11 protein-coding genes are annotated in these 14,904 nt (G+C 63.5%); 10 read left to right on the top strand and 1 reads right to left on the bottom strand.

All coding sequences use genetic code 11. The features are described 5' to 3' along the window. Positions 1-964 precede the first annotated feature (964 nt). The 7 genes from AC5RUM_RS17390 to AC5RUM_RS17360 all read left to right on the top strand — a co-directional run bounded on the left by AC5RUM_RS17390 (position 965) and on the right by AC5RUM_RS17360 (position 9,395). Positions 965-2,032 carry a LacI family DNA-binding transcriptional regulator gene (locus AC5RUM_RS17390; RefSeq protein ID WP_494036121.1) on the top strand — a complete coding sequence of 356 codons (1,068 nt, stop codon included), beginning with the start codon at positions 965-967 and terminating at the stop codon, positions 2,030-2,032. A 78-nt stretch (positions 2,033-2,110) separates the two neighbouring features. Further along, the gene (locus AC5RUM_RS17385) at positions 2,111-3,787 is read left to right on the top strand and encodes an ABC transporter substrate-binding protein (protein WP_494036120.1); all 1,677 of its coding nucleotides are present in this window, start codon (positions 2,111-2,113) and stop codon (positions 3,785-3,787) included. Between the two features lie 123 nt (positions 3,788-3,910). Then, positions 3,911-4,888: an ABC transporter permease gene (locus tag AC5RUM_RS17380; protein WP_494036119.1), complete on the top strand. Its 978-nt coding sequence runs from the start codon at positions 3,911-3,913 to the stop codon at positions 4,886-4,888. Between the two features lie 10 nt (positions 4,889-4,898). Then, positions 4,899-5,825: an ABC transporter permease gene (locus AC5RUM_RS17375; protein WP_494036118.1), complete on the top strand. Its 927-nt coding sequence runs from the start codon at positions 4,899-4,901 to the stop codon at positions 5,823-5,825. Beyond that, positions 5,822-6,775, top strand: coding sequence for an ABC transporter ATP-binding protein (locus AC5RUM_RS17370; RefSeq protein WP_494036117.1), 954 nt, complete (start codon positions 5,822-5,824; stop codon positions 6,773-6,775). The genes AC5RUM_RS17375 and AC5RUM_RS17370 overlap by 4 nt, the downstream gene beginning before the upstream one ends. Continuing rightward, positions 6,772-7,842, top strand: coding sequence for an ATP-binding cassette domain-containing protein (locus AC5RUM_RS17365; protein WP_494036116.1), 1,071 nt, complete (start codon positions 6,772-6,774; stop codon positions 7,840-7,842). Before AC5RUM_RS17370 ends, AC5RUM_RS17365 begins: the two co-directional genes overlap by 4 nt. Next, a complete protein-coding gene (locus AC5RUM_RS17360; RefSeq protein ID WP_494036115.1) occupies positions 7,839-9,395 on the top strand; it encodes a glycoside hydrolase family 32 protein in 1,557 nt (518 codons plus the stop codon). Before AC5RUM_RS17365 ends, AC5RUM_RS17360 begins: the two co-directional genes overlap by 4 nt. Before the next feature lie 244 nt (positions 9,396-9,639). Here the strand turns inward: AC5RUM_RS17360 and AC5RUM_RS17355 are convergent, their stop codons facing one another. Continuing rightward, a complete protein-coding gene (locus AC5RUM_RS17355; protein WP_494036114.1) occupies positions 9,640-10,701 on the bottom strand; it encodes an NAD(P)/FAD-dependent oxidoreductase in 1,062 nt (353 codons plus the stop codon). A gap of 123 nt (positions 10,702-10,824) precedes the next feature. On the opposite strand from AC5RUM_RS17355, the gene AC5RUM_RS17350 reads away from it, so the two are divergent. From AC5RUM_RS17350 to AC5RUM_RS17340, 3 genes are all read left to right on the top strand, one after another. Further along, positions 10,825-11,409: a helix-turn-helix domain-containing protein gene (locus tag AC5RUM_RS17350; RefSeq protein ID WP_494036113.1), complete on the top strand. Its 585-nt coding sequence runs from the start codon at positions 10,825-10,827 to the stop codon at positions 11,407-11,409. A gap of 1,169 nt (positions 11,410-12,578) precedes the next feature. Further along, the gene (locus AC5RUM_RS17345; RefSeq protein WP_494036112.1) at positions 12,579-13,991 is read left to right on the top strand and encodes a M20/M25/M40 family metallo-hydrolase; all 1,413 of its coding nucleotides are present in this window, start codon (positions 12,579-12,581) and stop codon (positions 13,989-13,991) included. A gap of 50 nt (positions 13,992-14,041) precedes the next feature. Beyond that, entirely contained in the window at positions 14,042-14,872 is an 831-nt protein-coding gene (locus tag AC5RUM_RS17340) for an SDR family NAD(P)-dependent oxidoreductase (RefSeq protein WP_494036111.1), read from the top strand. The last annotated feature ends 32 nt before the right edge of the window (positions 14,873-14,904 follow it).

Here is a 14,904-nt window from a genome sequence, read left to right as displayed (position 1 = left end):
ACGCCAGCGAACCGGCCGTCAATCACCAGATAGTCCGGGCACTGCTGTGACCGGTGCCGGTGCCGACTTCCGGCACCTGCACCGGAAACCGAACGCGTGAGCTCAACTGGTTTCAGTCAGGGCAGCATGAAGGGAGTGCCGGCATAAGGGGTTAGCCTGCGGACAGAGACGGTCCCATTGGTGGTGCGCTCCAGAATACAAGCTCTACGAACACGACTTCGGGCCCCAACACGTTCCGGCAACTGAGAGCGGCGTGACCGGCGCTATCCTGTAGCTTCAATTCTGCTGACCAGGTGTTGCCTGCGGCTAGGATATACCCCTACGGGGTATAAAAGTAAGCGTTTTGGCTCTAGCCACTGGACGTGGCGTTCATTGCTGTGGGTCGACCGCCGATCAGCGCGATTTCGTCTACCTGAGCACTCAATGCCGAGATGGCATGGAGTGATGTCTGGCGCCGCGGAGAAAGTCAAAGCAACAGAAAGGGCTTTTGGAGCTTTTTCTGGAGGTCGGTCCGAGCCGGGATCCCTGGTTCCTTGGTCATACGTTTGCAGCGTGGTTCGGTGTGACTGTCCTGTTTGGGCAATCTGAGCCCGTAGAACAGGTTCTCTAGTAACGGGGGAGCAGGCCGGACCTGTTGCAGTGAGGGACCTGTCTGCGGGCAGAGTCACGTCGACACTGAGTGCATGCAGCCCTCGGCTCCCACCCGACAGTGCGTCCCTCAAGGTATGACGTCGGACCGTCCTCGCCGTGACCGGGTGCCCCGACAAGGAACGCCGCTACGCGAAGTTTCCAGAGGTAGAGGGAATCGTTGACAGCGGGGAAGTAACGCGGGTAACCTAGGTCACACGTTCAAGGTTACCCGCGTTACTAGCGCGCGTTACTGGCAAGTCCAGCAAAGCAAAACACGCCCCAAATCCCGAACGGCTGGCACCGCCCAGCATCAACAAGACCACCGGAGCATTCAATGGCGAAAACCACGAACCCCAACAAAGCCGCGGCTGTGCGGCAGCGGGGTGTCACCATGAGTGATGTCGCCAAGCACGCCGGTGTCTCCCGGACGGCCGTCTCGTTCGTGCTGAGCAATCGCGAAAACGCCAGCATTTCTGAGGAAACGCGCACCCGCATCAACGACGCCGTTCAGGCATTGGGCTACCGCCCGAATGCTGGAGCACGCGCACTGGCTTCCCAGCGCAGTGACTGGTACGGAATCGTCACCGAGATCGTGACGGCCCCGTTCGCGGTGGACATTATTAAGGGCGCCCAGGACCAAGCCTGGCTTGACCACAGGTTCCTCCTCATTGCGCCTTCCGACCAGGCCGATGCGGTAGGACCCAACCAGGGCTTGGAAGATGCAGCCGTGGAAAAGCTGCTGGAACAACGAGTGGAAGGACTTCTGTACGCGGCAACGTACCACCGTGGCGTGCACGTGCCTGAAAGCGCCCAGGAAGTACCCACCGTACTGATCAACTGCTTCGACGCGGACGGGAACCTGCCCTCGATTGTCCCGGACGAACGCGCCGGAGGCCGCGTCGCCGTCGAACGTTTGCTCCAGGCCGGCCACCGCAGGATCGGAGTCATCAACCTGGACCCGGACATTCCCGCCGCCGTCGGGCGTTTGGAGGGTGCCCGCGAAGCACTCGCCGAAGCCGGCCTCGAGCTGGACCCGGAGCTCGTGGTGCCCGGACACGCAACGGCGGACGGCGGGTACGAGGCCGCGTGCCAAATCTTGGACCACTACCCGAAAAAGGACAGGCCAACCGCGCTGTTCTGCCTCAACGACCGCATGGCGATGGGCGCTTACGACGCCATCAAAGAACGGGGCCTGACCATCCCCGGAGACATCGCCGTGATCGGCTTCGACAACCAGGAACTGATTGCGGCCTACCTCAGGCCCAAGCTGACCACAGTTGCGTTGCCGTTCGCAAAAATGGGCGCCCTGGGAGTCCAGACGCTCGCAGCTCTTACAGCAGGACAGCCGATAATTGCCGACCAATTAGTCGGCTGTCCGCTGCTAGAACGCTCTTCGGTCTGACCGCGAAATCAATAGCGAAGAGCAACCCCTTACCCACCCCTTCACCTTGCTGATGAAGATAGGAAAGAGATAACCATCATGACACAACCCCGATTCCTGAGGTCTGCCCGAATCACGGCAGCCGGGCTGGCGGTGGGCGCACTGCTGCTGACCGGCTGTGCAGCCACCGTCAACAAGGATGCCGGCACCGACGCCGCAGCGAACGCCAGCGCCTTTCTGACCATTCCGCGTGAGGACATGGGCACGTTCGTGCAGAACTTCAACCCGTTCGCGCCCACCGTCAACCCGATGGTCCAGCAGTCCATCTACGAGTCGCTGCTGATCTTCAACCCGGCCAAGGGAAACACGGTGCCGTGGCTCGCCACTGAATGGAAGGCTGCCGCCGACGGCAAATCCATCACCTTCACCCTGCGCGACGGCGTGAAGTGGTCCGACGGCCAACCGTTCGTGGCCGAGGACGTCGCCTACACGTTCGAGCTCCAGAAGAAGATCAAGGGTGGTTACGACTATCTGAAGACCGTTGCCGCCGAAGGCACCAACAAGGTCACCTTCACCTTCAACAAGCCGTGGTCCCCGGCGCTCTACGACGTCGGCCAACTCACCATCCTGCCCAAGCACATCTGGTCCACCCTCGGCGATCCGGAGAAGAACGCCAACGCCAAGCCCGTCGGCACAGGCCCTTACACCGAGGTTGACAGTTTCCAAGCCCAGTCGTTCGTGCTGAAGAAGAACCCCAACTACTGGCAGCCGGAAAAGCAAAAGATCGCCGGTATCAAGATGCTCGCCTTTGCAGGGAACGACGGCGCCAACCTCGCCGCCGCGAACGGCGATGTGGACTGGGCTCCGCAGTACATTCCGAACATCGAAAAGACGTTCGTTTCCAAGGACAAGGAACACCGCCACTACTGGTTCCCGGCCACGGGCGCCATGATCAACTGGCAACTCAACACCACCAAGGCCCCCTTTAACGATGTCGATGTCCGCAAGGCCCTGAGCATGGCCGTTGACCGAGAGCAGGTCACCAAGATCGGCATGAGCGGCTACGCCAAGCCTGCAGACTGCACCGGACTCTCCGGCAACTACGAGAGCTGGAAGAACAACGAGGTCAAGGACAACTGCACCTGGACCAATCTGGATGTCCAAAAGGCCAACGAGCTGCTGGACAAGGCTGGCTACCCGAAGGGTGCTGACGGCAAGCGCACGCTCAAGGATGGCAAGCCCTTCGAATTCAAGATCTCCGTGGGCGCGTCTTCTTCTGACTGGCTGTCCGTGGCCAACGTGATCGCGCAGAATCTGGCCGAGGTTGGCGTGACGGCCAAGGTGGACTCGCCGGACTGGGCCGCCGTGGTGGCTGGCTACGAGACCGGCGACTTCGACTCCGGCATTGTGTGGAGTCCAAACGACCCCAGCCCGTACAAGTACTTCGCAGGCATGATGGGCACGTCCACGGTCAAGCCGGTGGGCACCCAGACGTTCGACAACTACCACCGCTTCGGCGACACCAAGGCCGATGCCCTGCTGGCCGAGTTCGCTGCGGAGGCGGACGAGTCCAAGCAGAAGGACATCGCCGACAAACTCCAGGAAGAGTACAACGACGTCGCGCCGCTGGTGCCGCTCTTTTCCGGCCCGGTATGGGGTGCCTTCAACGACACGCGGTTCACGGGCTGGCCCACGGAGGAGAACCCGTACGCCACGCTGTCCGAACGGTCACCCACCACTGTGCTGGTGCTGACCACGCTGGAACCGCGCAAGTAGTCCCACCGCTGGTCGCCGGACACCCGGCGACCAGCCCCCAACACAGCACGCCCGGCGTAGTGCCGTATCGCCCCGCCGGGCGTGGCCCCAAACTTTCCGCAATTCCCGAAATGGAGGGAAACCGTGCGCTTCATCCTGCGCCGCCTGGGTTTCTACCTGATCGCCTTCTGGGCATCCATTACCCTGAATTTCCTGCTCCCGCGCTTCATGCCCGGGGACCCCGTCTCCCGCATGTTCGCCCGCTCCCAGGACAGAATGCAGCCCGAACAGATCGAGGCCCTGCGCAAGCTGCTCGGCGTTGACGACCGGCCCCTCTGGGAGCAATACATCGACTACCTTCACAACATCTTCACGGGGCAAATGGGCGTCTCCATCTCACGTTTCCCCACCCCGGTCACCGAGGTCATTTCGTCCCAGATCGGCTGGACCCTCCTGCTCGGTGGAACCGCACTGGTGATTGCCGCCGTCGCGGGTAACCTGCTGGGCGTCCTGGCAGCCTGGCGGCGCGGCGGAGCGATCGACTCCGCGCTTCCGCCGCTGCTGGTGTTCATCGGCTCGTTCCCGTACTTCTGGCTCGCGATGGGTGCCCTGTACCTGTTCGGCGTGGTGCTGAACTGGTTCCCCATCCGCCACGCCTTCACTGACGGACTGGAGCCCGGGTTCACGTGGGAGTTCATCGGCGACGTCGGCGCCCACCTCGTGCTCCCGGCGCTGACGATCGTGCTGGTCTCCATCGGCGGCTGGATGCTGGGCATGCGGAACACAATGATCGCCACAAACTCCGAGGACTACATCACCATGGCCGAAGCCAAGGGACTCCGCCCGGGCCGCATCATGCTCCGCTACGCGGCCCGGAACGCCATGCTCCCTTCGGTCACGAGCTTCGGCATGGGCCTGGGCTTCGTGGTGGGTGGTGCGCTGCTCACCGAGGTGGTCTTCGCGTACCCGGGTGTTGGCTACCAACTCCTCAACGCAGTCCAGGGCCTCGACTACCCGCTTATGCAGGGCCTGTTCCTGACCATCACCGCCGCCGTGCTGCTGGCGAACTTCCTGGTGGACATCCTCTACGTCCGCCTCGACCCGCGCGTGCGCAGCAACTAGAGGGACCATCATGACAACCGCAATTCTGAAGCAGCCCACTCAGCCAACAGCTGCCCGCAAGCCCAACCGCAGTTTCGTCCACGGACTTATCACCAACAAGAAGGCCCTGCTGGGCATGACCGTGATGCTCGTGTTCATCGCCCTTGCGTTGCTGGCCCCCGTGCTGTTCCCCGGAGACCCGTCGCGGATCACCGCGATGGCCTCGCTGGAACCGTCTCCCGAGCACTGGCTCGGCACCACAGCCAAAGGTCAGGATGTACTTGCCCTGACTGTCCACGGCTCCCGCAGTTCCCTGTTCGTCGGGTTGACTGTGGGCTTCGCATCCACCTTCATCGGCATTTTGGTGGGCCTGGCCTCGGCCTACTTTGGCAAGTTCATTGACGAAGCACTGTCCTTGATGACCAACGTCTTCCTGCTCCTGCCCGGTCTGCCGCTCCTTGTCATCCTGGCTGCGTTCCTGCCGCCGGGTTTGGGAACCGTGATCCTGGTCCTCGTGGTCACCGGCTGGGCTGGGTCGGCACGTGTGTTGCGGTCGCAGGCGCTGTCCATCCGCTCCAAGGACTTTGTGGCCGCGGCCGTGGTGTCCGGCGAAGGGGCAGGCCGGATCATGTTCCGGGAGATCCTGCCGAACATGGCATCGATCGTCATGGGGACTTTACTGGCCTGCGTCATCTACGGCATTGGAGCCCAGGCCGGCCTGGAGTTCCTGGGCCTGGGCGACGTCAGTACGGTCTCCTGGGGCAACAACCTCTTCTGGGCCGGCAACGAGGGAGCCCTGCTAACCGGCAGCTGGTGGGTGTTCGTGCCTTCGGGCGTCTGCATCGCACTGGTCGCGTTCGCCCTGGCCCTCATCAACTACGCCGTGGACGAGGTTACTAACCCGCGGCTGCGGAACATCAAAACCCCAAAAATTACCGAAAGGAGCGCCGCAAAGTGACTGTCTCCCAAGTTTCCTTCGGCTCCCACGAGCCCGTCCTGGACGTCAGGAACCTCACCGTCAAGTACGTCGGCGACACCCGCTCCACCACCGCCGTCGACCGTGTTTCCTTCAACATCGGCACCGGTGAGGTGTTCGGGCTGGCGGGCGAGTCCGGTTGTGGGAAGTCCACCATCGCCAACTCGATCATGCGGCTCCTGAAGGATCCCGCGAAGATCGCCGGCGGCAGCATCTCCTTCGGCGGCAAGGACGTCCTGGCCATGAGCCCGGAGGAGCTGCGGCGCTTCCGCTGGCAGGACGTGGCCATGGTGTTCCAGTCGGCCATGAACTCACTCAACCCGGTGCTGACCATCGGCGAACAGATCATGGACATTTTCACCACTCATGCGGACTACTCGCGCAAGGAATCGCTGCGGCGTGCCGGTGAGTTGCTCGAGTTGGTGAGGATCGACCCCGCACGCCTCAAGTCCTACCCGCACCAGCTCTCGGGCGGCATGCGGCAGCGCGCCGTGATCGCCATGGCTGTGGCGCTCAAGCCGTCCCTGTTGATCCTCGACGAACCCACTACCGCGCTGGACGTGGTGGTGCAGCAGGAAATCATGGCGCAGATCAAGGAACTCCAGCGTGAACTGGGTTTCTCGGTCCTCTTCATCACGCACGACATGTCCCTCATGGTGGAACTCTCGCACCGCATGGGTGTCATGTACGGCGGGCGGATCGTAGAGACCGCCAAGGCCCAGGACGTCTACGCCAGCCCCCGCCACCCCTACACGCAGGCGCTGATGGGTGCGTTCCCGCCGCTCAGCGGCCCGCGGGTTCCGCTGGCGGGACTGCCCGACGGCGTGAAGTTCCGGAACATCCCGGACCTCACCGAGGCGGCACCCGGCCACCTCGTGGCCGGGTTTGGTACCGACGCTGAAGCAGCCGTTCTGGAAGGAGTCGCACGATGAGCCACTCTGTACTATCTTCACAGCGGTCTGCCATTGCTACCGGGACACCTGCACTCGAGGTCCGCGGACTGGGAAAGTCGTTCCCCATAGGCGGCCTGTTCTCCCGGGAGTCCGTCCGGGCTCTGCACGGCATCGACCTGACCATTGGCCGCGGCGAAATCGTCGCACTGGTGGGGGAGTCCGGGTCGGGCAAGAGCACCCTGGCCCGCTGCGTTGCCCGGCTGGAAAAGCCGAGCTCCGGCGAGATCCTGATCGACGGCGTCGACGTCCGCAAGCGCGACCGCTTCCAAGCCTCCCGGGCCTTCCGCTCCCAGCTGCAGATGGTCTTCCAGGACCCCTTCGGCTCGCTGAACCCCGCCCACAGGATCGAGCACTTCCTGCGGCGGTCGCTAGCGATCCACCGGAAGGGCGGCAGCTCCGAGACAGAGACGCAGCAGCGACTCGAGGAGCTCATGACCACCGTGGGCCTGCAGGCCGACATGCTGAACTCCTACCCGCACGAGCTCTCCGGCGGGCAGCGCCAGCGAGTCGCGATTGCCCGGGCCCTTGCCGTGGAACCACAGGTCATTCTCGCCGACGAGCCCACGTCCATGCTGGATGTTTCGGTCCGGATCGGCGTGCTGAACCTGATGCGGAAGCTCCGCGATGAGCAGGGAATCTCGATGCTCTACATCACACACGACCTCGCCTCGGCCCGATACCTGGCGGACCGGACGGCGGTCATGTTCGCGGGGGAGCTCGTTGAAGAGGGCGAGTCCTTGGACCTCCTGGCCAACCCAGCCCACCCGTACACGCAGCTGCTGGTCTCTGCCGTCCCGGATCCGGCCCGGGCAGGCTCCTACGATCCCGTCCGCCGTGCCGAACTGCGGCAGGCTGTGATGGCGTCGACCACCTGCGCTTTCGACGGCGACCCGAACCAGGCCTGCTCGGCCGAGGAACCCGTCCGCCACCGCGTGGGCGACCCCGAAAACCGCCACTGGGTGCGCTGCCACCGCTACCGCCCGCAGGTTGGAGCAGGCGGCCACGCCCTGGCAACTGAACCTACGGACAAGAAGGCCTCCGCATGACTGAATCGACGCACCCGCTCGCCACCGTTCCCCGGGACGAACTGATTGCCCGCGCCGATGCGGACTCCCTCCGGCCGCGCTTCCACTTTGTTTCCCCGGCCGGTTGGCTGAACGACCCCAACGGCGTGAGCCAATGGAACGGCACCTACCACCTCTTCTACCAGTACAACCCCGAAGGCGCCTTCCACCACCGCATCCAGTGGGGCCACGCCACCAGCATCGACCTCGTCCACTGGACGGACCAGCCGGTGGCGCTGGAACCGTCGGCCGGTCCGGACGCCGACGGCTGCTGGTCGGGGGTGTTGGTGAACGACGGCGGCACGCCCACCTTGGTGTACTCGGGACGGCTAGGCGAGCAGGAGTTGCCATGCGTTGCCGTGGGATCCGCAGACCTGCTGAGCTGGAGCAAACTGCCTCAGAACCCGGTCATCCCAGCCCCGCCGGCCGGAGTGGACATCACGGCGTATCGCGATCACTGCGTCTGGCGCGAGGGTAAAAAGTGGCGGCAGCTGGTGGGATCAGGCATTCGCGGGCGCGGGGGCACGGCGTTCCTGTACGAGTCGGAGGATCTGCGCTCCTGGGAATACGTCGGCCCGCTGTTCATCGGCGACGCCTCACAGGGCGATCCTGCCGATACCGACTGGACCGGGACCATGTGGGAATGCGTGGACCTGTTCCGGGCAGGCCGGGGCTCGTTGGCAACGGTTCCTCCTTCTGGTGACGCGCCCGATGTGCTGGTCTTTTCCGCATGGGACGACGGCGACACCCGGCACCCGCTGTACTGGACCGGCCGCTACTCGGGAGACTCTTTCGAGCCCGCCGGGCTGCATCGGCTCGACTACGGTGGGCGGTTCTTCTACGCGCCGCAGTCGTTCCTGGATGAGTCCGGCCGGCGCATCATGTTTGGTTGGCTTCAGGAGGGCCGCAGCGACGCCGCAATGGTGGAGGCAGGGTGGTCGGGCGTCATGAGTTTGCCGCGCGTCACCACCCTGGCCGACGACGGAACCCTACGTTTCGCACCCGTGCCCGAAATCGAGAAGCTGCGCCGGGACCACGTGGGCCTGCCGGGACAGGAGTTGGTGGGTGCCGCGGCATCTGTGGCTACGGGGGTGTCCGGCAGCCAACTGGACCTTGAATTGGACTTGCAGCTCGAGCCGGGTGCTGTGCTGCGACTGGGTTTGCTGGCGGCTGACACTGGTGTGTCCGGCAAATCCGAGGAGGAGACAGTGATCGAAGTGTGCCGGGCCACTGAAGGCGGCGGCCAAGGCACACTCCGCCTCGACCGTACTCGGAGCAGCCTCGATCCAACCCTTGATGTGGAGGACAAGTCCGGACCGCTCCCGATGCCCGACGGGCGGGTACACCTGCGTGTCCTGGTGGACCGATCCGCCGTCGAAATTTTCGCCAACGGCAAGCCGCTCACGGCCCGGGTCTACCCGACCTTGGGCGGTGAGCACGTAAGCCTGGCCGCCGAGGGTACCGTGAGGCTGCTCTCCTTCGATGCCTGGACCATGGCTGGGATCTTTGGAGGTGCCCGGACCCTCTTCCCCTAAGCCGGGATCCGACCGTCTCCCTGAAAGTTAGCTTCACGCAATCGCTATGACTACGAAACCCCGCTGGGGAAGTGGGCATCCAGTGTTGAGCGGCAGATACGGCGCTTCCACCGTTCCTGCCGGCAGTCGTCTCAGCCGAACAACTCGGCGTCAAGGTTGAGGACGCGGTGCTGGTCGTGACTGCCAGAGCGCTGGGGCTGGTGGTCGTTGTCCGGCGTCCGGCTTGGCTGGTGATCCATGCTAATCAGCCTTCTACTGTTGCCGCAGGGCCGACGTCGGCGGCTTTCTGCCCGTCATCAAAGCCATGGCGGCGGTGATCCAGGACGATTTTAGCGACGGCGGCCTCCGAGGCGGCGGAGAACGGCCCGAAGTGCCCCTCAACGGCCCACCGGGTTTCCTCTTCGATGAGGTCGGCGTTGATTCTTGCGCCGGTCACGACACCCTCGGCGGCCGCAACGATCACTTGTGCCATTAAATTGGAGACATTGCCCGCCGCATACACGCCGCGAACGTCCGTCGCACCCATAGCGTCGGTCTCGATGAACCGTCCGGCCCCCGATGGGTGCACCAGAGGACTTAGCCCGAGTGATTCCAGAAGCGCGGATCTGGCCTCCATTCGTGTTCCGACAGCCAGCGCCTGTACTTCGAACGAGGAACCCTGGCGAAGCGTGAGCCCTGTGAGGACACCGTCGACAGCGTCAACGGCAGCCACGGCGCCGTCAACGACCGTTACGGGCCGGGCGGCGAGCTTTTCCCACTCCTCGTCGGTGGGTTCCACGGCGTCGTTAAGGAAAAGGGTGACATCACGGGACCATTGCCTGAACAACAGTGCCTGATGGACGGACAGCGGGCCTGTGCCAAGCACTCCAATCCGCTGCCCGCGGATTTCCCAGCCATGACAGTAGGGGCAGTGCACGACGCCCTTTCCCCATTGTTCCCGTAGCCCGACGATGGGAGGCAGCTCGTCTCTTAGTCCCGTGGTGACGAGGAGGCGTCTCCCGAAGAACCGGCGGGCATCTGCGAGTATCACCTCGAATCCGTCGGGGGTTCGCCGTGCCGAAACGGCTTCGCCATCAATGACCGTTCCTCCATAGGAGAGAACTTCGCGGCGTCCGATGGACAGGAGTTCCCCTGGGGTCATACCGTCCCTCGATAGATAACCGTGTACACCAGCTGCGACTGCGTTGCGCGGGGTTCCGGAATCGATGACCAGTGCCGAGCGCAGCGCCCGGCCCAGCGTCGTGGCTGCGCTGAGTCCTGCCGCACCGCCGCCCACAATTACAGCGTCATAGTGTGTGGTGTCCATATTGATGTGTCCTTCCTCGCGTCCCGATCGTTTGCCGCCCAGAGTTCCTGGGTAGCAACACCAGCGTCCATCGCACGATCCCGGATTGGCAACCAAAATTGCTGTTATGGCAAACTGGGCGCTATGACAACTGAGCTTGACGATCTTCTCGGGGCGGTCGGCCCCCGGCTTCGCACACTCCGTGCGGAACGGAGCCTCACGCTCGGAGAGGTGTCCTCCGCATCAGGAGTCTCGGTCAGCACCCTTTCCCGCCTCGAATCCGGCCGGCGCAGGCCAAACCTCGAAATCCTGCTGCCCCTCGCGAGGTTGTACGGTGTTCCCCTCGATGACCTGGTGGGCGCCCCGCCTACCGGGGATCCGAGAATTCATCTCCGGCCCATCACCCATGGCGGCATGACGGCTGTTCCTCTCACGCGCCGCGCAGGCGGATTACAGGCCTTTAAGATGGTGCTCGCCGGTGATGCCCGCGGGGCCGAGCCCGACCCCCGCGTTCACGAAGGCTACGAATGGCTCTACATCCTCAACGGACGACTGCGTTTGGTGCTGGGCGACAAGGACTTTGAACTTCGCCCCGGTGAAGCCGCGGAATTCGACACCCACACGCCGCACTGGTTCGCCAGCGCTGACGGCAGACCCGTCGAGTTCCTCAGTCTGTTTGGACAGCAGGGCGAGCGGATGCACGTACGCGCGCGGCCCAAGCCCTCATAGCCGAAGAGGTCCGAGAGGTTCTGTCCCTGATACCGGCCCGGTAGACGTCGGGGATCGATCTATGACCCTGCCGACCCGGTGGACTGACATGCAGGCGAAAACTGTTCGGGTAGAGGTTGGTCCAAGAGGACGAAGAACATCAAACCTTGGATCAAGGAGAACTTGGGATTCAACGCGATGTTCCCAGTAGCAGATTCGCTTACGGATGGATATCGCCGTTTGTCGAAGAGATGCAGAAGGAGGAACCTTCCACTAGGGTGACGGTCTCCAAGACGGGACCGGCGGCTGTATGAGCATTCCCACGAGCGCATCACCGCCGGCGAGCTCAAGGATGACAGAGAAGAGGACGCAGGGAAGGAGTGGTGCGGCGTCTCAACGGTCCCGCTCACACGCACACCGCCAACCGCCCCGGTCCACGGCGTATCGCCCGGGCCGGGCAGGAACAGATGCGCGAAGACATGCCCCTGCTGAAGTGCAATGACCTGCGAAGTGACCCCGGCGCAATCCACCGCGAGCTCCACAGGCCGAAAGGTGGCACCGGGATACTCCTGTCCAACGAAGACCTTCGCACCGGAAGCACCAACGCAGGCTGCGGTGACGGTGTACTGCCCGGCAACCGGCACTTTCTGGAATTTGCCAAACCCCCTGACGGGGCCGTCCAGTGGCCCCACGTCGGAAAGGAGGACTGGCTCCGGCCCTGCCCCTAGCAGTCGGTCCAGTTCAGCGTAGTTCTTAGCCTCCTGCTCCAGTACATGCGGGTCGCTGTAGGCCTTCGGTGACCCTATTACCGGCGCCGGTTCAGCTGTTGGTGTGTGCACGGTCTCGGGGCCTGCTGGCGTGCGCTCGGGCTCGGAGTATTCATAGACGCACCCCGCCGTTCCGCTTATAGGGATCAGCAGGCACAGGGCAAATGAAAGCCGGTGCCCCTTTCCTTTTGTTCCCACGTTTCCATGGTGGGCAAGCCTGCAGTTGAAAACAACCACCGTTCCGGTCAATGTTCCATCCGGAGGACACGCGAGGGTTCGCGGCCTTGTCGTGGACCTCCAATAAACAATTTTTGAACGCGGGCGACGGCAGCTTGCAACGGCTTCAACCCCAAGCAGGAAAAGAGAAGTACGCTTATCACGATCCATCGATTCACGAAGGGGCACGGTAGGAGCCATGGTCCCATGAAAGACGCAGGCAGGCTGCCGCGGGAGACCGTTGCAAGGCTGGTATCCGCCGTTGATGCCGGGATGCCAGGGACAGTGAACGTCCTAGCGGGGCTGGTCGCGGTGCCAGGCATCGCCTGGCCCGACTTCGATCCGAATGCTTTGGAGCACAGTGCGGGGAACGTCCGGATGCTGCTCCATGAGACAGGTTTTGCTGACGCGGAGATCATCCGCGCCACCGATCCGGCAGGCGCACCGGGGGCACCCGGGGTCTTCGCCGCCAGGCCTGCCGCTCCCGGGCTGCCGACGGTGCTCCTCTATGCCCACCACGACGTCCAGCCGCCTGGGCCGGCCGGGGAATGGGAGAGTGACCCGTTTGTTGCTGTGGTGAGGGACGGACGTCTTTGGGGCCGGGGCTCGGCCGATGACAAGGCCGGAATCCTCATGCACGTTGCTGCTGTCCGGGCTCTGGACACAGTCCTAGGACCGGGCCACGGCTTGGGTCTGACCTGCTTTATCGAGGGAGAGGAGGAATGGGGGTCGCCCACGCTGCCGGCCCTCCTCGCACAGCACAAGCCGCGCTTCCAGGCAGAGGCAGCCATCGTTGCTGACGCGGGCAGCTGGAAAATCGGAACCCCTGCGCTCACCACGAGTCTGAGAGGACTGGTCGACGGGACCATCGAAGTACGAACCCTGGATCATGCGCTGCACTCAGGCAGCTACGGCGGACCCGCCCTCGATGGCCCCACAGTCCTTGCCCGCCTGATGGCCACCTTCCACCACGAAGACGGTTCGGTCGCCGTGGAAGGCCTCGCAACAGCACGCATCGAAGGTCCGGATTTCTCCGAGGATGAATTTCGGCGTGATGCCGGCGTCCCAGATCACATTCAGCTGGCGGGAACAGGAAAGATCAGCTCCCGACTGTGGAGCAAGCCCGCGCTGTCCTTCGTCGGACTCGATGCCCCGCCAATAGCAACCGCTCCGAACACCTTGATTCCGACGGCCGCCGTTAAGTTCAGCCTCCGGATTCCGCCCGGCAATGACCCGGACGAGGCCATGGAAGCCGTCCGCCGGCACGCCCTGAAGCATGCCCCCTTTGGCGCCGAAGTGACATTTACTCCGGGCACAAAGAGCAAGCCCTTCGCGGTGGCGCCGCGCGACCGGATGGCGCAGACAGCCCTGTGGGCACTTGGGGAGGCATGGGGAGCCGAGGCGGTGACCAGAGGCACTGGCGGGTCAGTCCCGTTCGTGGCCGAACTGACCCGCCACCATCCCCGTTGCTCCATCCTGCTGACAGGACCCAGAGACCCCGATTCGCGTGCGCACGGAGCCAACGAATCCGTTCACTTGGGCGAACTGCGAAACGCGATCCTTGCCGAAGCCCTGCTTCTCGCTGCTCTCTGCCAGAACCCCGCCGTCGGGCTGCCCTAACGGCCGGTGATCGACGAACTGAGCAATTTCATCATCACGGGAGCCCAAGCATGACCACACTGATCGACAAAACCGTGCTGATCACAGGAGCGACCGATGGGCTGGGCTACGCGCTTGCCTGCCGACTCGCAAAGGACGGCGCCGCACTCATCCTGCACGGTCGACGACCCGACGTCCTCGAACGGGCCGCCGACGACATCCGCCATTTCGGCGTCGAAGTATCTACTGTGCTGGCCAACTTGGCCGAACTCGACCAGGTACGTACCATGGCCGACGAACTCACTGTCGACGGAATCGGCATCGATGTGCTGGTTAATAACGCCGGTGTCGGTATAGGGAAGCCCGACACGACCACACGTGCAACCACGGTGGACGGCCACGAGCTGCGATTCGCCGTGAACTACCTCGCGCCCGCAATCCTGATGTCCCGGCTCCTCCCGACCATGCAACAACGGCCAGGATCCCGGATCGTCAACGTCGCGTCCGCGGGACAGCAACCCATCGACTTCGACGACGTTATGCTTACCCATGGATACAGCGGGACTCAGGCATACTGCCAAAGCAAGCTCGCGCTCATCACCCTCGGGTTCATCCTGGCGGACCGCATCCCGGCACCTCAGGTGACGATCAACAGCCTCCACCCCGGGACCTACATGCCAACCAAGATGGTGCTGGAATCCGTGGGGCATAGCATCGACAGCCTGGAAACAGGGGTCGAGGCCACCGCACGGCTGGTCGCTGATCCAAGCCTCTCTGACACGACCGGGGCGTACTTCAACATCACCAGACCTGTCAATGCCAAGGCCCAGGCATACGATAGCGTTGCCCGTCGACGTCTGATCGACATTACAGAATCGCTCATCGGCCAGCCCATCATCTGAAGCGGAAAACCGGAACCTCCCGGGTTGCGAGA

It is taken from the genome of Arthrobacter sp. B2060 (assembly GCF_059090445.1).
Note: the sequence above shows the minus strand (reverse complement) of the source record. Positions and strands in the feature narration are given on the sequence as shown.